The following is a 20,574-nucleotide window of genomic DNA, read 5'->3' on the forward strand; positions in this document are numbered from 1 at the left end:
CGTTGTTTTGAATGTGAAGTGTAGGAAATCTATTACATTTCATTGTGTTAACAAAATGTTTTGTAATGTGGCATAGATCGTGCATAATAATATGCAGTGGCTCATTCACCTTCTTATGTCAGCCCCTTCGGGACGCGCTACATAAACTTCGAATGACGCACAACAAGGTGCCTGCCGTCCAACTCCTGATAATAGCTCAGCTTTATCAGCCATCGGGCGAAACGTCGAGTTAGGCACCGCCTTATTTCTTAATAAAGCCAGGCAAATGCCTGGCTTTATTATTTCCGCTCCAGGGCAAGCCAGCGGCGTGATTATCCGCGCCGCCGACCGGCTTCGCTCCGGACCGTCGCCTTTCGCGCGGCAGATCTGCTGATTGCTCCTGTTACTCTGCGGCATCCTCGGTTAGCATCGTCTTAAGCTAATGTTTGAGGCTATATACTTGAAGCGACTCTCTCTTTTCCCCCGCTCATTGCGCCAGCTGGTGACGCTCTCCTTTGTGCTGATCCTGCTACCGCTGCTGGTTCTGGCCTGGCAGGCGTGGCAGAGCCTGAACGCTCTCAGCGCCCAGGCCGCGCACATCAACCGGACCACGCTGGTTGACGCCCGCCGCAGCGAGGCCATGGTTAACGCTTCGCTGGAAATGGAGCGCAGCTACCGCCAGTACTGCGTGCTGGACGATCCGACGCTGGCGAAGGTTTATCAGAATCAGCGCCAGCGCTACAGCGAAATGCTGGACGCCCACGCCGGCGTTCTGCCGGATGAGAAAATCTGGCAGGCGCTGCAACAGGATTTGAACGATCTGGCGCAGCTGAGGTGTAAAAACAGCAGCCCTGACGCAAAGTCCGCAGAGAGCCTGGAAGCCTTCGCCACGGGCAACAGCGTGATGGTGCAGGCCACCCGAACGGTCGTCTATTCCCGCGGGCAGCAGCTGCAGCAGGAGATCGCCGAACGCGGGCAGTTCTTCGGCTGGCAGGCGCTGGTGCTGTTCCTGCTCAGCCTGGCGCTGGTGCTGCTGTTTACCCGCATGATCATCGGCCCGGTAAAGGGGATTGAGAAGATGATTAACCGGCTGGGGGAAGGGAAGTCGCTGGATAACGCCGCGCTGTTTACCGGGCCGCGCGAGCTGCGCTCGGTCGGCGAGCGCATCATCTGGCTGAGCGAGCGCCTGGCCTGGCTGGAGTCGCAGCGGCATCAGTTTTTACGTCATCTCTCGCATGAGCTGAAAACCCCCTTAGCCAGCATGCGCGAAGGTACGGAGCTGCTTGCCGACCGCGTCGCCGGGCCTTTGACCGCCGAGCAGCAGGAGATTGTCGAGATCCTCGATGGCAGCAGCCGCAATCTGCAAAAGCTGATTGAACAGCTGCTTGATTACAACCGCAAACAGGCCGACGGCCCGGTGGCGCGCGAGACGGTTAATCTTACGGAGCTGGTCGAAAGCGTCGTCTCCGCCCACAGTCTGCCGGCAAGAGCTAAACTGATGCGAACGGATCTCAGCCTGGAGGCCCGCTTCTGCCAGGCTGAGCCGGCTTTGCTGGAGAGCGTGCTGGATAATCTCTACTCCAATGCGGTGCACTATGGTGCTGAATCCGGTAACATTCATATCCATAGCTACCGGCACGGCGAGCAGGTGCGCATCGACGTAAGCAACAGCGGCGAGCCGATACCGCCGGCGGAAAGAAAAATGATTTTTGAGCCCTTTTATCAGGGAAGTCACCAGCGTAAAGGGGCGGTAAAAGGCAGCGGTCTCGGGTTAAGCATTGCGCGGGACTGCGTGCGACAAATGCAGGGCGAGCTAAGTCTGATCGACGATATACCCGGGCTGATCTGTTTTCGCGTCACGCTACCCGCCGGCGAGCCGGGAAAAATCAACACATAAATCAACAATGGGTGACTATGTCCCACTTTTTCGCATGGGTTCGTCCCGCCAGGGTCTGGCTGCTGTCCGGCATTTCCTGCCTGGCGCTGGCCGGATGCTCCGCGGCTTTATCGCCGCATACGGCAGGCGACAAAGCGCAGCCCGAACTGCCGCAGCGCCAGGTGGCGGATTTCCTCTCGGTTGACTGCGCGGATATCTGGTCCCTGAACGGTGATATCAGCGACAAAAATCCGCTCTACTGGCTGCGCGGAATTGACTGCGCCGATCGTCTTGCGCCGGTACAGGCGCGGGCGGAGGCCCGGCTGCACGGCGACGACCGCTGGCAGGATGCGTTTAAGCGCGGCATTTTGCTGGCGGACGCCAAAATTACCCCGGACGAGCGGCGCGAGCTGGTTTCTCGCCTGGATACCTTCAGCGCGCAAATTGCCGTGCAGGTGCGCCCGCTTTATCAGCTCTGGCGCGACGGCCAGAGCCGACAGCTGCAGCTGGTGGAAGAGCGCTCCCGCTACGCGAAGCTGCAGCAGAGCAACGATGCCGAGCTCGACGCGCTGCGCCAGCAGGAGCAGCAGCTGCGCGGCGAGCTGGAGCTCACCACGCGTAAGCTGGAAAATCTTACCGATATTGAGCGTCAGCTCTCCACCCGCAAGCCGGGAGGAAATTTTAATTCTGACGTCGGTCACGGCGGCGATAAAGTCCCGGAGGCCAATCATGACGAGCCGTAAACCCGCGCGGCTGCTGCTGGTGGACGATGACCCGGGGCTGCTGAAGCTGCTGGGAATGCGTCTTGTCAGCGAAGGATACAGCGTGGTCACTGCCGAAAGCGGCGCCGAGGCGCTGCGCGTGCTGGGGCGCGATAAGGTCGACCTGGTGGTCAGCGATTTGCGCATGGATGAAATGGACGGCCTGCAGCTGTTTGCCGAAATCCAGAAGGTGCAGCCGGGGATGCCGGTGATTATTCTCACCGCCCACGGTTCGATTCCGGAGGCGGTGGCCGCGACCCAGCAGGGGGTATTCAGCTTCCTCACCAAACCGGTGGACAAAGACGCGCTATATAAAGCCATTGATGACGCGCTGGAGCACAGCGCGCCGGCGGCGGATGAGCGCTGGCGCCAGGCGATTGTGACCCGCAGCCCGCTGATGCAGCGCCTGCTGGAACAGGCGGGCATGGTGGCGCAGTCGGACGTCAGCGTGCTGATTAACGGCCAGAGCGGCACCGGCAAAGAGATCGTCGCCCAGGCGATTCATAACGCCAGCCCGCGCCACGCTAAGCCGTTTGTCGCCATTAACTGCGGCGCTCTGCCGGAACAGCTGCTGGAGTCGGAGCTGTTTGGCCACGCCCGCGGCGCCTTTACCGGCGCGGTCAGCAATCGGGAAGGGCTGTTTCAGGCCGCCGAAGGGGGCACGCTATTTCTCGATGAGATCGGCGATATGCCGGTGGCCCTGCAGGTAAAACTGCTGCGCGTCCTGCAGGAGCGCAAGGTCCGCCCGCTGGGCAGCAACCGCGATATCGACATCGACGTGCGGATCGTCTCCGCCACCCACCGCGATCTGCCTAAGGCAATGGCCCGCGGCGAGTTCCGCGAAGATCTGTTCTATCGCCTGAACGTGGTGAACCTGAAGATCCCGCCTCTTGCCGATCGCACCGAAGATATTCCGCTTCTTGCCAACCACCTGCTGCGGCAGTCTGCCGACCGGCACAAGCCGTTTGTCCGCGCCTTCTCCACCGATGCGATGAAGCGGCTGATGGCCGCCAAATGGCCGGGCAACGTGCGTCAGCTGGTGAATGTGATTGAGCAGTGCGTGGCGCTGACCTCATCGCCGGTGATCAGCGACGCGCTGGTGGAGCAGGCGCTGGAAGGTGAAAATACCGCGCTGCCGACCTTCGTTGAGGCGCGCAATCAGTTTGAGCTGAACTACCTGCGCAAGCTGCTGCAAATAACCAAAGGTAACGTGACGCACGCGGCCAGAATGGCCGGACGCAACCGCACCGAATTTTATAAATTGCTGTCGCGCCACGAGCTCGACGCCAACGACTTTAAAGAGTAGCTCCGCGCCATAGCGCAAGTTATGATACGGTGAGCAACCGGTTACGCGACTAAGGGCCTATCCCAGTAGGCGTTATTGTCGCAGGCAGTTTGAGCACTGACCAGGTTCAAAATGGCAAGTAAAATAGCCTTAGTGGGATAGGCTCTAAGACAGGAAAACCATGAAAAAGATTGATGCGATTATTAAACCTTTCAAGCTGGATGACGTGCGTGAAGCGCTGGCGGAAGTCGGCATCACCGGGATGACGGTAACGGAAGTGAAGGGCTTTGGCCGCCAGAAGGGCCATACCGAGCTGTACCGCGGTGCGGAGTATATGGTGGATTTTCTGCCAAAAGTGAAAATCGAAATCGTGGTTACGGATGATATCGTCGATACCTGCGTGGATACCATTATCCGCACGGCGCAGACCGGTAAAATCGGCGATGGCAAAATCTTTGTCTTTGACGTGGCGCGCGTGATTCGTATCCGTACCGGCGAAGAAGACGACGAAGCGATCTAAGTTTTAACCCTCTCCCCGGTGGGGAGAGGGGCATCAATTACAGTACCTTGTGCGGGCCAAAGCATTCGTAATGAATGCGTTCGCCATTGACGCCAAGCGCCAGCAGACTGCTTCGCCGCGTGCTGCATAAAGGCGACCGGGCCGCAGAGGTAGAACTGCATCAGCGGGTCGCGCAGGCTCTCTGCCTGAGCGGTCAAATCCATCAAACCTTCGCTATTAAAACGCGCCGCCTGGCGGTCCTCTTCGCCAGGGCTGCGATACCAGACGTGAGAAGCAAACTTAGGCAGAGTTGCTCCCAGCGCGCTGACTTCATCGGCAAAGGCGTGAACCTCGCCGTTTTCCGCCGCGTGGAACCAGTTAACCTGCGCCGGATGGCGCGCTTTGGCCAGCGAATCCAGCATCGCCAGCATTGGCGTCTGGCCGACGCCGCCGGAAAGCAGCGTTACCGGGGTTTCGGCGTCAACGGTAAGGAAGAAGTCGCCCGCCGGCGCCGCCAGGTGCACCACATCCCCTTCGCTTGACGCATTGTGCAGCCAGTTCGATACCTGGCCGCCGCTCTCGCGCTTCACGGCAATGCGATAGCCTTTGCCATCCGCTTTACGCGTCAGGGAGTACTGGCGAATTTCCTGATATTCAAACCCTTCGGGCTTCAGCCAGACGGCCAGGTATTGGCCCGGCTGATAATCAGCCACCGGCTGACCGTCTACCGGCTCCATGTCGAAGCTGGTGATCAGCGCGCTGCGCGGGGTTTTCTTCACGATGCGAAACGCGCGGGTCCCTTCCCAGCCGCCGGTCTTGCGGGCGCTATCCTGATAGATTTCGGCTTCGCGATTGATAAAGACGTTCGCCAGCACGCCGTAGGCTTTGCCCCAGGCATCAAGCACTTCCTGACCCGGGCTGAACATTTCATCCAGCGTCGCCAGCAGGTGGCCGCCGACAATATTGTACTGCTCCGGTCTGATCTGGAAGCTGGTGTGCTTCTGGGCGATTTTTTCTACCGCCGGCAGCAGGGCCGCCAGGTTATCGATATTGCTCGCGTAGGCGGCAATAGCGTTAAACAGCGCCTCACGCTGATCGCCGTTGCGCTGGTTGCTCATATTGAAGATTTCTTTGAGTTCGGGGTTATGAGCAAACATGCGATCGTAGAAGTGGGCGGTCAGTTTCGGACCGGTTTCAACCAGCAGGGGAATGGTGGCTTTGACCGTAGCGATGGTTTGAGCGTCGAGCATAGCAGCTTCCTTTAGCGTTATCTTAATGATGTATTTTAAATGCATCTTATATAAATAACCCTGCAATGTAAATGGTTCTTTAACACTCTCCCTTGAACCAGTTACAACATGAGAAATTTACATCACAAACCTGAAAAGAAATCCGTTGATACTTGCAGAGACGTTATTGCTCAAAGCCTTGTACCATGCGGAGCCAATCGTTTGCGTAAAATCGTTTGTCAAGACCTGTTATCACCGAACGATTCAGTTATACTGTGGGCCGTCGCCCAAAAAGGCCCCCTTTTAGAACTGTAATCTATTGTTAGCTGAGCAGGAGATGCGGATGTTAAAGCGTGAAATGAACATTGCCGATTATGATGCCGAACTGTGGCAGGCTATGGAGCAGGAAAAAGTACGTCAGGAAGAGCACATCGAACTGATCGCCTCCGAGAACTACACCAGCCCGCGCGTTATGCAGGCCCAGGGTTCTCAGCTGACCAACAAATATGCCGAAGGCTATCCGGGCAAGCGCTACTACGGCGGCTGCGAATACGTTGATATCGTCGAGCAGACTGGCTATCGATCGCGCAAAAAGAGCTGTTTGGCGCCGACTACGCCAACGTCCAGCCGCACTCCGGTTCGCAGGCTAACTTCGCGGTTTACACCGCTCTGCTGCAGCCGGGCGATACCGTTCTCGGTATGAACCTGGCGCAGGGCGGCCACCTGACTCACGGCTCCCCGGTTAACTTCTCCGGCAAGCTGTACAACATCATTCCTTACGGTATTGATGAGTCCGGTAAAATTGACTACGAAGATATGGCGAAGCAGGCGCAGACCCACAAGCCGAAGATGATCATCGGCGGCTTCTCTGCCTATTCCGGTATCGTTGACTGGGCAAAAATGCGTGAAATCGCCGACAGCATCGGCGCATACCTGTTCGTCGATATGGCCCACGTCGCCGGCCTGATCGCCGCAGGCGTTTACCCGAACCCGGTTCCACACGCTCACGTTGTCACCACCACGACCCATAAAACCCTGGCGGGTCCGCGCGGCGGCCTGATCCTGGCGAAAGGCGGCGACGAAGAGCTGTACAAAAAGCTGAACTCTGCCGTCTTCCCAAGCGCTCAGGGCGGCCCGCTGATGCACGTTATCGCCGCGAAAGCCGTGGCGCTGAAAGAAGCGATGGAGCCAGAGTTCAAAGTCTACCAGCAGCAGGTCGCGAAAAACGCCAAAGCGATGGTGGAAGTGTTCCTGAACCGCGGCTACAAAGTGGTCTCCGGCGGGACTGAAAACCACCTGTTCCTGCTGGATCTGGTCGATAAGAACCTGACCGGTAAAGAAGCTGACGCCGCCCTGGGCCGCGCCAACATCACCGTCAACAAAAACAGCGTGCCGAACGATCCGAAGAGCCCGTTCGTGACTTCCGGTATCCGTATCGGTTCTCCGGCCGTTACTCGCCGCGGCTTCAAAGAAGCGGAAGTGAAAGAGCTGGCCGGCTGGATGTGTGACATTCTGGACAACATCAATGACGAAGCGGTCACCGAGCGCGTTAAAGGTAAAGTTCTGGATATCTGCGCCCGCTTCCCGGTTTACGCATAACGCTGAGCCGTTGAAAGCGAATAAAAGGCCGCGAATGCGGCCTTTTTTACGTCCGTTGCCCGATGATTAACGTCGATCGAGGGAGATAGCGCCCGGGCCGACTATCGCCAGCAGCAGGAAGGCGCCGGCAATGCTGACGTTTTTGTAGAAGTTAATCATATTTGGCAGCACCGCATCGCCGGACATATCCCAGAAATGGTGGCCGATAACCGCCGTGCCGAGGGTATAAAAAATAAAGATGACCGCCAGCGGACGCGTGAAGAAGCCGAGAATAATCAGTATCGCCGCCGGGACCTCCATCACGATGGCGATAATGGCCGCCAGCGTCGGCAGCGGCGCGCCGGATGAGGCCATATACTGCACGGTGCCGCTAAAACCCATCAGCTTGGGGTAGCCAAAAATAATAAACAGCAGCACCACGGCAATTCGCGCAATCAGCAGCAGCAGGTGGCGTGAGGAACCAAAATCAAAATAGCGTAATGCGTTCATAACCAGCACCTTATGAAAGACGAGTTATTTAAACGTAATACACAATTTTGCTCCCCGCCACGCGCTGCCCGGGATTAGCGCAGCGTTTGTAGCTGCTCCTCAATGTACAGATACCCGATGCCCATCAGCTGCTGCGCCCGGGTTAGCTGGCCGAAGCCGATTTGGGTGGCGCGAGTACGAGGGGAGTCCCGATGATCAAACGGATTAAACCCGGTCTGCCTGATGATGGTATTCAGCCACTCCTCGCCAAAGCCACAGCTGCGGCCGTACAGTAATATATTGTTTATATTTAATATATTCAGGAAGTTGTAGAGACTGAGCCCGATGGCGTTTGCGGAGTCTTCCACCCAGGTATGAAGGCGTGAGTCACCCTGCTGCCATTTTTCGATTAGGGCATCGATGGTCAGCGCTTCCGGATTATCCGCGAGATCGGGCTGCGTTTTAAGCCATATCCGCGCCTGCTTTTTCAGCGCGCTGAGGGAGGCCACGGTCTCCAGGCAGCCGTAGCGGCCACAATCGCAGGCTACGCCGTCAGGATTAATAATGGTGTGGCCAATCTGGCCGCTGCCATAGAGGCTACCGCGCCAGACTTGGTCGTTGATAACAAAAGAGGAGCCAATACCGTAATCGACGTTGATAACGCAGAAGTCCCGATACTGCCCGTCATTTTGCCATTTCTCCGCCAGGGCCAGCATCACGCAGTCGTTATCGACCATTACGCGAACGTTGAGCTTTTCTTCCAGCAGATATTTCATCTCCACGGGCTGTTTCCAGGGAGCCTGCGGCATGGTCTGGGAGACCCCCGTTCCCGCATCAACCTGCCCATGAACCGCCAGCGCCAGATTGATTTTACGCCTGGGCCAGTTTTTGCGGTATTGATGCCAGCACTTCTCAATCGCTGCCAGCAGTGCCTGAGGGGTTGGGGCGTCGATGGCGTGGTATTCGACATCACCCTTCGCGCTCAGACAGGCGTTACCAAGCTGACACTCGATACTGGTGGGCGTGATATTCATACACAGAGTCCAGTCGCCATCGGGCGCAATAAGCCAGGCGCCGCTGCTATGGCCGCGGGCGAGATGCTCATCCTGCACGTTGACCACGCGTCCTTCTTCTTCCAGCTCCTGGAGGATATTGCTGACCGCGGGGATCGAGATTTGCGCCAGCCGCGCGAGCGCCGATTTACTGGCCCGTTTCTTACGGTACAGATACTCCAACAGCACGCCCTTGTTGTAATGGCGGATTTGCTGATTGTTAATGCAGGCTTTCATAAACTAAACCTTGTTAACTAAATTGCGTGATTATTGTGCGTAAATGCGCTGATTCTGTCTATTAAACTGCTCTCATTATTTCACTTCAGTATGTCTTGTTAACTTTGAGGGCATTATGAGTTCAGTAAACGTTTGGCAGGAAACGGTACATATTCCAACCTATGAAACGGGGGCTCAGGACGTTCATCCCATGTTTCTGGAAAATCGGGTTTACCAGGGGGCTTCCGGGGCGGTGTATCCCTATGGCGTGACGGATACGCTGAGTGAGGAAAAAACGCTGAAGGCCTGGCAGGCGGTGTGGCTGGAAAATGATTACATTAAAATCATGATCCTGCCCGAGCTGGGAGGCCGCGTGCATCGCGCGTGGGATAAGGTCCGGCAGCGCGATTTTGTGTATCACAACGATGTCATCAAACCTGCGCTGGTTGGCCTGCTTGGCCCGTGGATCTCCGGGGGGATTGAGTTTAACTGGCCGCAGCACCACCGTCCCACCACCTACATGCCGGTTGATTTTACGATTAGCGACAATGACGATGGCTCAAAAACCGTTTGGGTTGGCGAGACGGAGCCGATGCATGGGCTGCAGGTGATGACCGGGTTTACTCTGCGTCCGCAGCGCGCGGCATTGGAGATTGGTAGCCGGGTCTACAACAGCAACGCCACGCCGCGCCACTTCTTGTGGTGGGCGAACCCAGCGGTTAAAGGTGGTGATGGACATCAAAGCGTATTCCCTCCGGATGTTACCGCGGTGTTTGATCATGGCAAGCGCGCGGTTTCCGCGTTTCCGATTGCTACCGGCAGCTATTACAAGGTGGACTATTCGGCCGGCGTCGACATCTCGCGCTATAAAAATGTCCCGGTACCGACCTCCTATATGGCGGAAAAGTCAGAGTACGATTTCGTCGGCGCCTGGTGCCATGATGAAGATGGTGGGCTGCTGCACGTCGCTGATCACCATATTGCGCCGGGGAAAAAGCAGTGGAGCTGGGGTTACAGCGAGTTTGGTCAGGCGTGGGATAAGAACCTGACGGATGAGAATGGGCCTTATATCGAGTCTGATGACCGGCATTTTTGCCGATAACCAGCCTGATTTTACCTGGCTCGATCCGTTTGAAGAAAAGCGCTTTGAACAATACTTCCTGCCTTACCATTCGCTGGGCATGGTACAGAACGCTTCGCGCGATGCGGTGATCAAACTGCAGCGTGAAGAGAGCGGCATTGTATGGGGTATTTATGCTATTTCACCTTTGACCGCCCATCGGCTCAGGGTTAGCGAAGAGGGTAACCCGCAGCCGCTGCTGGATGAAATGATTGAGCTGACGCCATGCGCTGCCCTTCAGGGAACGTTAGCCGGTATTGCTCCTGCTCGCCTGACGATGGAGCTGCTGGATAGTCACGGCAGATGCGTTTTGCGCTATCAGGAACATCAGCCGCAGGAGCTACCGTTGCCGGAAGTGGCGGTAACGCCCTTAAGCGCCGGCGCGATAAGCAGCGTGGATGAGGCATGGTTTATCGGCCAGCACCTGGAGCAGTATCATCACGCCAGCCGCTCGCCGTTTGACTACTACCTGCGCGGCGTTGAGCTTGACCCGCAGGACTATCGCTGCAATCTGGCGCTGGCGATGCTGGAATACAACCGCTCTGACTACCCGCAAACCATCGAGTATGCGACCCAGGCGTTGTCGCGCGCGCATCGGTTGAACAAAAATCCGCAGTGTGGGCAGGCGAGTTTGATTCGCGCCAGCGCCAGAGAGCGATTGCAGCAGTGGCATGATGCGCAGGAGGATTTTTGGCGCGCGGTGTGGAGCGGCAATAGCAAGGCCGGAGGATATTACGGACTTGCCCGGCTGGCGACGCGCAGCGAGCGCAACGATGATGCGCTGGCATTTTGTCGGCAGAGCCTGCTGGCGTGTCCCACTAATCAGGATGTGCTGTCGCTAGAGATCTTTTTACTGCACCTCACCGGTCGTCGCAGTCAGGCTCTACGGCAGATTGAAACGCTGTTGGTCGACTATCCGCTAAATCCTACCCTGTGGTGGCTCAATGCAACAATATCAGGGGCTGAAGCGGATACGGCGCAATGGCTAGCAATATGTCAGGCGCGGGATATTAACGCGCTGCTGACCGCCGGGTTGGTGCTGAGCTGGGGAATGCCGGGACAGGCGAAAGTCGTACTGGAGACGCTTAACTGTAAGAAGACGCTACCGCTCTATTTACAGGCCAGCCTGGCCGAAGGAGGCGAACGCATCGCGCTGATCAACCGCGCTCGCGAGGCGTTTCCTGACTTCGTGCGTTTCCCCAATCTGCTGGTGGAAGTGGCCGCGCTGGAGAATATAACCGAATGCTATTTTGCTCAGCATCTGCTTGCCTGTTTCCACTATAGCCGGCGTAACTATGAGAAAGCGACGCAGCTGTGGCATCGCTGCGTTGAAATGGCTCCTGATTTTGCCGATGCCTGGCGAGGGCTGGCGATTCATGCATGGAATAAACAGAGTGATGCTCGCCTGGCGGCAGAGTATCTGGATAAAGCCTGCGCCCTGCAGCCGCAGGATGCTCGTCTGCTTTTTGAACGCGACCTGCTGGATAAGCTGACCGCGGTGGTGCCGGAAAAACGCCTTGCCCGGCTGGAGGCCAATCTCGCGACCGCCTTGAAACGCGATGATTTAACGGCGGAGCTGCTTCATCTTTGGCACCTGGCAGGCAACGCTGAGCAGGCGGCAAACGTGCTCGCTACGCGTAAATTCCATCCCTGGGAAGGCGGTGAAGGCAAGGTAACCAGCCAGTTTGTTATCAACCAGTTATTACGTGCCTGGCAGTATCTTCAGCCGCAGCCGCAGCCGCAGCAGGCGGAAGCGCTGCTGCTATCGGCGCTGCACTATCCGGAAAACCTGAGCGAAGGGCGTCTCCCGGGACAGACGGATAACGATATCTGGTTCTGGCTTGGCGTTTGCGCCAGGCAGCAAGGCATGGAAGAACGCGCGGTCGAGTGTTTCCGCAAGGCGGCATCGGGGGACCGGACGATCAATATTCATAGCTACTACAACGATCAGCCGGTGGACTACCTCTTCTGGCAAGGCGTGGCTCTGCGGATGCTCGGCGATCGTCTGGCAAGCGAACATCTTTTCACTGAAATGTTGCAGTGGGCTGAGCATATGGAAACGGCGCGGATAGAGGCCGATTTCTTCGCGGTGTCGCAGCCTGACCTGCTGGCGCTATATGCCGATATCCAAAAGCAGCATCAGGAGAAGTGCCTTTTAGTACGCGTTCTGGCGACCGCAGGATTAGGCGGCGGATCGAGGTATGAACAGGCGCTGTCGGAGCTGGAAGCGTTAAACCCAGCCTGGGCGAAAGCGGCGTTATTCCGCAAAACGCTGCCGTTTGTGCTGCACCTCATTAACTAAAGACAGTTTACTGTAATTTTTGAGCGGTCTGACCCGCCGCTCTCATCGAGATGTTTAGAATATGTGAAATCGTGCTGCGGCAGGCCCGCCTGCCGTAGAAGCCAAACAACAATAAATGCCTGACCCTACAGGAGGCACGTATGTCTAAAAATAAGGCAGTCTCATTTTTTTTCTGTTTACTGTTAACGTCGTTGAGTATTTCATTCCCCGGCTATAGCGCAGTAAAAGATATCACCGTTGGCGCTATCTACCTTGATACCCAGGGCTATTACGCCGGCGTACGGCAGGGGGTTCAGGATGCGGCAAAAAGCACCGATGCGAAAATCCAGCTGATTGAAACCAATGCGCAAGGCGATATTTCTAAAGAGAGTTCATTTATCGATACGCTGGTGGCGCGTAACGTCGACGCCATCATTCTTTCCGCCGTTTCAGAAAATGGCAGCAGCCGCGCGGTTCGTCGGGCCAACGAAGCCGGTATTCCGGTAATTTGCTACAACACCTGTATTAATGAGAAAGGCGTCGACAAATATGTCTCTGCCTATCTGGTCGGCGACCCGCTTGAGTTTGGCAAAAAGCTTGGCGAGGCGGCGGCGGATTATTTTATTGCCAACAAAATTAGCGCACCGAAAATTGCGGTCATCAACTGTGAAGCATTCGAAGTGTGCGTACAGCGGCGCAAAGGTTTTGAAGCCGCGCTGAAGGCGCGGGTTCCGGATATGCAGATCGTTGCGAATCAGGAGGGAACCGTTCTGGATAAAGCTATTTCGGTTGGTGAGAAACTGATTATCTCCTTGCCCGATCTGGACGCCATTATGGGAGAGTCTGGTGGCGCAACGCTGGGGGCGGTAAAAGCGGTCCGCAACCAAAATAAGGTCGGGAAAATCGCCGTATTTGGCTCCGATATGACCACGGAAATAGCCCAGGAGTTAAACAGCTATCAGGTACTAAAAGCGGTGGTGGATATTTCCGGCAAAAAAATGGGTAACGCCGTTTTCGCGCAAACCCTGAATGTGATTAATAAAACTCCGCCAGCCAATAAAATTATCCCTGTTGCTATCGATACCTACACCAAATCTGAAGACGGTAAGCAGTGGCTGGCTACGCATGTCGATGGTTTGCCTTAATTCCCCTGTCGAAAGCTGAGGTAAAGACCCAATGACGGCAACAGAAAAAACGGCGGTGCCGGTGGCACAGATCTTAGGGGGAAATAAGCGTTATCCCGGCGTAGTCGCGCTGGATAACGTTGATTTTACGCTATCAAAAGGTGAGGTTCGGGCATTATTGGGGAAAAATGGCGCCGGGAAGTCCACTCTAATCCGCATGCTGACCGGAAGCGAAAGCCCCGATAGCGGCGAGATTTGGCTGGCCGGCACGCGTCTTGAAGGTAATGACGCAACGCTCACCCGCCGGGCAGCGGAGCTGGGGGTCAGAGCCGTATACCAGGAGTTAAGCCTGGTAGAGGGATTAACGGTGGCAGAGAACCTCTGTCTCGGCCAGTGGCCGCGCCGCAATGGCATGGTTGACCAAAGCATTATGGCCCGCCAGGCCAGGGAGGCATTGGCCGCGCTTGGCGCTGATGTTCCGCCAGATGCGCTGGTCGACACGCTCAGTCCGGCGCAAAAGCAGCTGGTAGAGATAGCCCGCGTGATGAAAGGCCAGCCGCGGGTGGTGATTCTTGATGAGCCAACCAGCTCGTTGGCCAACGCAGAGGTCGAGCTGGTGATCAACGCGGTGAAGCGAATGTCGGCTCTCGGCGTTGCTGTGGTTTATGTCAGCCATCGCATGGAGGAGATCCGCCGCATCGCCTCTTGCGCCACCATCATGCGCGATGGCCAGGTAGCGGGCGACGTCACGCTGGAGAGGACGACAACCCAGGAAATCGTATCGCTGATGCTGGGAAGGGAGCATATCGATCTTCCGCTGGTTAAATCTGAAATCGCGCTGACAACCCCGGTACTGCAGGTGGCCCGGCTGCGTCATCCACCCAAGCTTCAGGATATTAATTTTACCCTGCACCGTGGCGAAGTGCTGGGTATTGCCGGGCTGTTGGGATCGGGTCGTAGCGAACTACTTAAGGCCATAATCGGTTTGGAAACGTTTGCTGAGGGGGAAATCACGCTAAATGGCACGCGCATCTCGCGTCCGCGGTATACCTCAATGCTCAAGAGCGGAGTGGGCTACACCCCGGAAAACCGTAAGGAGGCGGGCATCATTCCGCTGCTGGGCGTGGATGAAAATACGGTGATGACCAACCGACATAAAGTTAGTCGGCGCGGCATTCTGAACTGGCAGAGGATCCAGCAGTTGACCGCCGCGGTTATGAGCCGAATGACGGTCAAGGCGGCGAATACGGAGACCGCAATCGGGACGCTATCGGGCGGCAATCAGCAAAAAGTAGTGATTGGCCGCTGGGTTTACGCCGGAAGCGAAATTCTGCTTCTTGATGAACCCACGCGCGGCGTTGATATCGAAGCTAAGCAGCAGATTTATCGTATTGTGAGGGAGCTTGCGGCTGAAGGAAAAAGCGTCGTATTTATTTCCAGCGAAGTAGAGGAGCTGCCTTTAGTCTGCGATCGTATTTTACTGTTGCAAAACGGCGAATTTACCCGCGAGCTTTTGGCTCCCGTTAATGTCGATGAATTAATGTCGGCAATTCTATCCACGCATTAGCCATAACGTTTATTGAGGAATTAACAGATGTCTGCCTCATCATTAACGCTGCCGCAAGGCAAAAATGCCGCACCTAAGCAGTTTATCAGTCGCCATATTAACGAAATTGGCCTGCTGGTGGTGATCGCTATTTTGTATCTGGTATTTTCATTTAACGCACCGGGATTTATTTCTTTAAACAATCAAATGAACGTGTTGCGCGATGCGGCGACGATTGGTATTGCTGCATGGGCGATGACGCTGATTATTATCTCCGGCGAAATTGATGTCAGCGTCGGCCCAATGGTGGCGTTTATTTCCGTCTGTCTGGCCTTCCTGCTGCAGTTCCAGGTACCGCTTAGCGTTGCCTGCCTGCTGGTGCTAATCCTTGGCGCTGGGTTAGGAACCCTCGCAGGCGTATTACGCGGCGTATTTAGCGTGCCCAGCTTTGTCGCGACCTTAGGTTTATGGAGCGCCTTACGCGGCATGGGGCTATTCATGACCAACGCATTACCGGTACCCATTGATGAAAATGAGGTCCTGGACTGGTTCGGCGGGCAACTCTTTGGCATCCCCGTTTCGGCGCTCATTATGCTGATTCTGTTCGTCATCTTTGTCTTTATCAGCCGCAAAACCGCCTTTGGCCGATCGGTGTTTGCCACCGGCGGTAACGCAACGGCAGCGCAGCTCTGCGGGATTAACGTCAGGCGGGTGCGTATTTTGATTTTTACGCTTTCAGGCTTGCTGGCCGCGATTACCGGCATCTTGCTGGCAGCGCGACTTGGATCGGGCAATGCGGGGGCCGCTAACGGCCTCGAGTTTGACGTTATTGCTGCGGTGGTGGTCGGTGGTACCGCGCTGTCCGGTGGCCGCGGTTCGCTATTTGGCACCTTATTAGGCGTACTGGTTATTACCCTTATTGGCAATGGGCTGGTGCTTCTGGGCATTAACTCATTTTTCCAGCAGGTTGTTCGCGGATTAATTATCGTGGTTGCTGTCCTGGCGAATATATTGCTGACCCAACGTAACAGTAAACTTAAACATTAATATTCATAAATTTGTATCGAGGGAATTATGAAAACAATGTTGGCTGCTTTTCTACCGGGGAACTCAAGCGTTGAGCTGCGTGAAGTATCTGTACCAACCCCGGGGATTAATCAGGTTCTGATTAAAATGAAATCCTCAGGAATTTGCGGTAGCGATGTCCATTATATTTATCATCAGCATCGTGGTACCGCCGCCGCGCCGGATAAACCGCTGTATCAAGGCTTTATTAATGGCCATGAACCCTGCGGGCAAATTGTGGAGACGGGGGCCGGTTGCCGGCATTTCAAAGCGGGCGATCGGGTGCTGGTTTACCATATTTCCGGCTGTGGCTTTTGTGCCAACTGCCGTCGCGGTTTTCCGATCTCCTGCACCGGAGAGGGCAAAGCGGCCTACGGCTGGCAGCGCGATGGTGGCCATGCGGAATATTTGCTGGCGGAGGAAAAAGATCTGATTCATCTGCCAGACGCGCTTAGCTATGAAGATGGCGCGTTTATTAGCTGCGGCGTAGGGACAGCCTACGAAGGCATTTTGCGCGGCGAGGTTTCCGGCAGCGACAACGTTCTGGTTGTCGGGCTAGGGCCCGTTGGCATGATGGCGATGATGCTGGCGAAAGGACGCGGTGCGAAACGCGTTATCGGCGTCGATATGCTGCCGGAGCGTCTGGCGACGGCAAAACAGCTGGGGGTGATGGATAACGGCTTCCTGGCGACAACGGAAAATCTTCCGGCGCGGATTGCCGAATTGACGCACGGCGGGGCGGATGTGGCGCTGGATTGTTCTGGCAATGCCGCGGGGCGTCTGCTGGCGTTACAGTCTACGGCGGATTGGGGAAGAGTAGTGTACATCGGCGAAACCGGAAAGGTTGAGTTTGAGGTCAGCGCCGATCTGATGCACCACCAGCGGCGTATTATCGGCTCCTGGGTGACCAGTTTGTTCCATATGGAGAAGTGCGCCCGCGATCTGACCGACTGGAAACTGTGGCCGCATAGCGCGATTACCCATCGTTTTTCGCTTGCCCAGGCAGGGGAGGCCTATGCGCTGATGGCCAGCGGTAAATGCGGCAAAGTGGTGATTAATTTCCCCGATTAAGGAGCCATGATGACGCTTTTTACACTGGATAACGGCCAGCTGCGGCTACAGGTTGCGGATCGCGGCGGCGCGATCGAGGGTCTATGGTGGCAGCATCAGGGGAAAACGCTCCCGCTGCTGCGTCCGGGTCTGAATAGCGGCGTGGCGGTGGAGTCCTCTTGCTTTCCGCTGGTGCCGTTTGGCAATCGGGTGAGCGGTAATCAGTTTTCTTCGCCGGCAGGAGAGCATCGGCTGGCGCCGAACGTTGAGTGGGATCGCCACTATCTTCACGGCGATGGCTGGCTGAATAGCTGGCGCTGTATGGATCAATCTCCCACGCACCTCACGCTAGAGTATGTTCATCGCCAGGGGCTCTATCATTACACCGCGCAGCAGCGCTTTACCCTAAGCGAAAACGGCATTGAGGTGGAACTGAGCGTGACGAATGATGGCGACGCGCTGCCGTTCGGCCTGGGCTGGCATCCGTACTTACCGCTGTCGCATGACACGCGGGTGCAGGCGCAGACCGCCGGCTACTGGCTGGAGAGAGAAGGTTGGCTAACCGGTGAGCATCAGGAGAGTTTACCGCAGGAGCTGGATTTCAATCAGCCCGCACCGCTCCCCCGACGCTGGGTCAATAATGGCTTCTCCGGCTGGGATGGTATCGCGACGATCCGGCAGCCGGGGCTGGGGTATCAACTCTCCATGACCACCGAACCGCCGGCGCCATGCTATTTTGTTTTTGTGTCCGATCCGGCGTTTGATAAAGGCTATCAATTTGATTTCTTCTGTTTTGAGCCAATGAGCCACGCGCCTGACGATCATCATCGTCCGGGCTTTGGTCAATTAACCCTGCTTTCACGCGGCGAGAGCATGCGGCAAAAAATGGTGTTGAAGGTCCATCCGCTTTAAGCCCGACCTGCCCGGAGACGGGCAGGTACAACTTCACCTTGCGGCTTTGCGGGTTTATCGCCAGACTGTCGCCTCCATTCGGGAGGAAATCATGGTCTTGCACTCCACGCGCTGGCTGGCGCTTAGCTACTTTACCTACTTCTTTAGCTACGGCATCTTCCTGCCGTTCTGGAGCGTCTGGCTGGCAGGCGCGGGCCTGGCGCCGGAAACCATCGGCGTGCTGCTCGGCGCCGGGCTGGTGGCGCGTTTTCTCGGCAGCCTGCTGATTGCGCCGCGGGTGAGCGATCCCTCGCGGCTCATTTCAGCCCTGCGGGTCCTCGCGCTGCTGGCGCTGCTGTTTGTCCTTGGCTTCTGGGCCGATAGCCGCGTGGCCTGGCTGATGGTAGTGCTGGTCGGCTTCAATCTGTTCTTCTCTCCGCTGGTGCCGCTGACCGATGCGCTGGCGAATACCTGGCAAAAGCAGATAACCATGGACTACGGGCGGGTGCGCCTGTGGGGATCGGTGGCGTTTGTGATCGGCTCCGCGCTGACCGGCAAGCTGGTCAGCCTGTTTGATTATCGGGCGATCCTGGTCATGCTAAGCCTCGGCATCGCCTCAATGCTGCTGGGGATGCTGCTTAAACCCTCGGTGATGCCGCGGGGGGAAGTTCGCCACCAGCAGGCGGCCGGACTCCCGGCATGGCTGAAGCTGGTGCGCCAAAGCTGGCGCTTCCTCGCCTGCGTCTGCCTGCTGCAGGGCGCGCATGCCGCCTACTATGGCTTCAGCGCGATTTACTGGCAGGAAGCGGGCTATTCCGCTTCGGCGATCGGCTACCTGTGGTCGCTGGGAGTGGTCGCGGAGGTGGCGATCTTTGCGCTGAGCAAAAGGGCGTTTAGCCGCTTTAGCGCGCGGGATTTACTGCTGCTTTCCGCCGTGTGCGGGCTGGTTCGCTGGACCCTGATGGGCTGGACCACGGCGCTGCCGTGGCTCATCGTCGCGCAGATCCTCCACTGCGGCACCTTTACGGTATGTCACCTGGCGGCGATGCGCTATATTTCGGCGCGTCAGGGCGGGGAGGTGATTCGCCTGCAGGCGGTCTACTCCGCGGTCGCCATGGGGGGCAGCATCGCGGTGATGACGGTATTTGCCGGCTTCCTCTACCAGCACCTGCACCAGGGCGTTTTCTGGGTGATGGCGCTGGTCGCCCTGCCGGCGCTGGTTCTGCGGCCGAAGGCGGTGGCCTAGTCCTCGAGCATTTTACAAATATGCTGCCGCTGGTGATCGCTGAACATCTCCTCGGCGTGAAACAGCGGCGGTGAAAACAGCGGCAGCGCGGTAGCATAAGGGGTCACCACCAGCGCCACGCCCTTCGGCGGGCCTTCCTTTTGAAAAGCGTGAACGTTTTGATATTTGATATTGAGCGGCAGCAGGGTCAGCTCGCGCAGCTGCAGCTCAAGCGCCTGCTCAAGGTTGGGATTGTCGTGGGTCAGCAGCACCACCTGCTTCTCGTGCAGTTCGCTTTTCTGCATCAGCCATGCGCCGAAAATCACCGCAATCAGCCCCACCTCCTCCTGATTAAAACGAACCCCGTAGGCGCTTTCAAACTCCTCCAGCGCCGTTTTGGTGGTGCGCATCAGGCGCGGATAGAGGCGGTTCATCTCTTCCGGTAGCGCATTATCGATGCCGATCGCGAACACGCTGCGGTTCAGCGCCTGGGAGAGATGAATATAGAGCTGATCGCTCAGCCCCTGCTCGTCGCTAAACGAGCGGCCCGATAAATCCTGGAAACGGTGGATTAGCCCGGAGATAGCCAGGTGCAGGCGCCGGTCCTGCCGGTGGCCATCGCGAATAGGATCGGGGGTTTTGAGCAGCATAAACAGCAGGGTCAGAAAGAGCTGCTCGCCGGCGTGCGGCGCGGTGGCGACCCGCCGCCGCCAGTGGCGGATAATCTCCGCGGCGAGAACCGACTCCGCCGCCTCCTGGGTCCAGCGCTGCTGCTGTTCGGTAAAGGCCGGCGTCAGCCCGAGATGGTGCTGAAGCAGGCAGTACTGCAGATACAGACGCAGAAAATGAATGTCCCGACAGTCAAACTGGCGGTTAAGCGTCCGGGCGCAGCGGTTGACCAGCGCCTGCAGGTTGGTGTCGTCGTATAAGGTGCGCGCCACGCCCTGCAGTTTAAGCTGCGTTTTTAATGCCGGGGTAAAATGGTGGCTGATAAAATGCGGGCACAGGCGCATCGCCCGGCGTAAGCCGTGCAGCAGGCACAGGCGTTGATCGATTGCGGCGCCTTCAATCCGATAGCTGCCGTCCACCTGCAACGCGAGGGTCAACCGGTGGTAACGCTGAATTTCACGCTCCGTCTCCGCAATATCTTGCCGGGCCGTCGCCTCATCAACAAAGTTGATAGCGCTAAGCCGCTCGGGGGTGACCGGCTGCCCGGGCAGATAAAACATCAGCAGGGCCTGGTTACGGCGCTGTGGACTGGAAAGCGCAGATGGTGGTTCAATCACGGTCATCATCTGATAAGTTCCA

Annotated in this window: 13 protein-coding genes and 3 pseudogenes; 12 read left to right on the forward strand and 4 right to left on the reverse strand. The window is 56.9% G+C overall.

What is annotated here, in order from left to right:
• The first annotated feature begins 439 nt into the window (after nt 1-439).
• The 4 genes from ABOC21_RS01025 to glnB all read left to right on the forward strand — a co-directional run bounded on the left by ABOC21_RS01025 (nt 440) and on the right by glnB (nt 4,421).
• Nucleotides 440-1,876, forward strand: coding sequence for a sensor histidine kinase (locus ABOC21_RS01025; RefSeq protein WP_426811976.1), 1,437 nt, complete (start codon nt 440-442; stop codon nt 1,874-1,876).
• Between the two features lie 17 nt (nt 1,877-1,893).
• The gene (gene qseG / locus ABOC21_RS01030; protein WP_426811977.1) at nt 1,894-2,598 is read left to right on the forward strand and encodes a two-component system QseEF-associated lipoprotein QseG; all 705 of its coding nucleotides are present in this window, start codon (nt 1,894-1,896) and stop codon (nt 2,596-2,598) included.
• Nucleotides 2,585-3,922, forward strand: a complete 1,338-nt coding sequence (glrR, locus tag ABOC21_RS01035) for a two-component system response regulator GlrR (RefSeq protein WP_426811978.1) — start codon at nt 2,585-2,587, stop codon at nt 3,920-3,922. Before qseG ends, glrR begins: the two co-directional genes overlap by 14 nt.
• A gap of 160 nt (nt 3,923-4,082) precedes the next feature.
• Complete coding sequence (glnB, locus tag ABOC21_RS01040) at nt 4,083-4,421, forward strand: nitrogen regulatory protein P-II (protein ID WP_041146740.1); 339 nt, start codon at nt 4,083-4,085, stop codon at nt 4,419-4,421.
• 37 nt (nt 4,422-4,458) lie between these two features.
• Here the strand turns inward: glnB and hmpA are convergent.
• Nucleotides 4,459-5,650: pseudogene (gene hmpA, locus ABOC21_RS01045) on the reverse strand (NO-inducible flavohemoprotein).
• A 322-nt stretch (nt 5,651-5,972) separates the two neighbouring features.
• On the opposite strand from hmpA, the pseudogene glyA reads away from it, so the two are divergent.
• Nucleotides 5,973-7,228: pseudogene (gene glyA, locus ABOC21_RS01050) on the forward strand (serine hydroxymethyltransferase).
• 66 nt (nt 7,229-7,294) lie between these two features.
• On the opposite strand, the gene ABOC21_RS01055 reads toward glyA, so the two are convergent.
• Nucleotides 7,295-7,717, reverse strand: a complete 423-nt coding sequence (locus tag ABOC21_RS01055) for a DoxX family protein (RefSeq protein WP_426811979.1) — start codon at nt 7,715-7,717, stop codon at nt 7,295-7,297.
• Nucleotides 7,718-7,791: 74 nt separating this feature from the next.
• Nucleotides 7,792-8,985 (reverse strand): ROK family transcriptional regulator, encoded by a 1,194-nt coding sequence (locus ABOC21_RS01060; protein ID WP_426811980.1) that lies wholly within the window; start codon nt 8,983-8,985, stop codon nt 7,792-7,794.
• A 115-nt stretch (nt 8,986-9,100) separates the two neighbouring features.
• Between ABOC21_RS01060 and ABOC21_RS01065 the strand changes: the two are divergent.
• From ABOC21_RS01065 to ABOC21_RS01095, 7 genes and pseudogenes are all read left to right on the forward strand, one after another.
• Nucleotides 9,101-12,386 (forward strand): annotated as a pseudogene (locus ABOC21_RS01065) (DUF5107 domain-containing protein).
• A 140-nt stretch (nt 12,387-12,526) separates the two neighbouring features.
• Nucleotides 12,527-13,510: a substrate-binding domain-containing protein gene (locus tag ABOC21_RS01070; protein ID WP_426811981.1), complete on the forward strand. Its 984-nt coding sequence runs from the start codon at nt 12,527-12,529 to the stop codon at nt 13,508-13,510.
• A 31-nt stretch (nt 13,511-13,541) separates the two neighbouring features.
• The gene (locus ABOC21_RS01075; RefSeq protein WP_426811982.1) at nt 13,542-15,056 is read left to right on the forward strand and encodes a sugar ABC transporter ATP-binding protein; all 1,515 of its coding nucleotides are present in this window, start codon (nt 13,542-13,544) and stop codon (nt 15,054-15,056) included.
• A gap of 27 nt (nt 15,057-15,083) precedes the next feature.
• Nucleotides 15,084-16,082 (forward strand): ABC transporter permease, encoded by a 999-nt coding sequence (locus ABOC21_RS01080; protein WP_426811983.1) that lies wholly within the window; start codon nt 15,084-15,086, stop codon nt 16,080-16,082.
• Nucleotides 16,083-16,109: 27 nt separating this feature from the next.
• Nucleotides 16,110-17,171: a zinc-dependent alcohol dehydrogenase family protein gene (locus tag ABOC21_RS01085; RefSeq protein ID WP_426811984.1), complete on the forward strand. Its 1,062-nt coding sequence runs from the start codon at nt 16,110-16,112 to the stop codon at nt 17,169-17,171.
• Nucleotides 17,172-17,180: 9 nt separating this feature from the next.
• Nucleotides 17,181-18,062, forward strand: coding sequence for an aldose 1-epimerase (locus ABOC21_RS01090; protein WP_426812013.1), 882 nt, complete (start codon nt 17,181-17,183; stop codon nt 18,060-18,062).
• A gap of 91 nt (nt 18,063-18,153) precedes the next feature.
• On the forward strand, nt 18,154-19,287 hold the full coding sequence (locus tag ABOC21_RS01095) for a 3-phenylpropionate MFS transporter (RefSeq protein WP_426811985.1): 1,134 nt from the start codon (nt 18,154-18,156) through the stop codon (nt 19,285-19,287).
• Here the strand turns inward: ABOC21_RS01095 and csiE are convergent.
• Nucleotides 19,284-20,561, reverse strand: a complete 1,278-nt coding sequence (gene csiE / locus ABOC21_RS01100) for a stationary phase inducible protein CsiE (protein ID WP_426811986.1) — start codon at nt 20,559-20,561, stop codon at nt 19,284-19,286. The two genes, ABOC21_RS01095 and csiE, sit on opposite strands and share 4 nt — an antisense overlap.
• Nucleotides 20,562-20,574: the final 13 nt, after the last annotated feature.

The organism is Klebsiella sp. WOUb02 (assembly GCF_050058015.1).
GTDB lineage: Bacteria > Pseudomonadota > Gammaproteobacteria > Enterobacterales > Enterobacteriaceae > Klebsiella.

What these genes read in the sequence shown, in the direction of transcription:
- qseG (WP_426811977.1), top strand. Translation starts at nt 1,894, where the DNA reads ATGTCCCACTTTTTCGCATGGGTTCGTCCCGCCAGGGTCTGGCTGCTG.
- glrR (WP_426811978.1), top strand. Translation starts at nt 2,585, where the DNA reads ATGACGAGCCGTAAACCCGCGCGGCTGCTGCTGGTGGACGATGACCCG.
- glnB (WP_041146740.1), top strand. Translation starts at nt 4,083, where the DNA reads ATGAAAAAGATTGATGCGATTATTAAACCTTTCAAGCTGGATGACGTG.
- ABOC21_RS01055 (WP_426811979.1), bottom strand. Translation starts at nt 7,717, where the DNA reads ATGAACGCATTACGCTATTTTGATTTTGGTTCCTCACGCCACCTGCTG.
- ABOC21_RS01060 (WP_426811980.1), bottom strand. Translation starts at nt 8,985, where the DNA reads ATGAAAGCCTGCATTAACAATCAGCAAATCCGCCATTACAACAAGGGC.
- ABOC21_RS01070 (WP_426811981.1), top strand. Translation starts at nt 12,527, where the DNA reads ATGTCTAAAAATAAGGCAGTCTCATTTTTTTTCTGTTTACTGTTAACG.
- ABOC21_RS01075 (WP_426811982.1), top strand. Translation starts at nt 13,542, where the DNA reads ATGACGGCAACAGAAAAAACGGCGGTGCCGGTGGCACAGATCTTAGGG.
- ABOC21_RS01080 (WP_426811983.1), top strand. Translation starts at nt 15,084, where the DNA reads ATGTCTGCCTCATCATTAACGCTGCCGCAAGGCAAAAATGCCGCACCT.
- ABOC21_RS01085 (WP_426811984.1), top strand. Translation starts at nt 16,110, where the DNA reads ATGAAAACAATGTTGGCTGCTTTTCTACCGGGGAACTCAAGCGTTGAG.
- ABOC21_RS01090 (WP_426812013.1), top strand. Translation starts at nt 17,181, where the DNA reads ATGACGCTTTTTACACTGGATAACGGCCAGCTGCGGCTACAGGTTGCG.
- ABOC21_RS01095 (WP_426811985.1), top strand. Translation starts at nt 18,154, where the DNA reads ATGGTCTTGCACTCCACGCGCTGGCTGGCGCTTAGCTACTTTACCTAC.
- csiE (WP_426811986.1), bottom strand. Translation starts at nt 20,561, where the DNA reads ATGATGACCGTGATTGAACCACCATCTGCGCTTTCCAGTCCACAGCGC.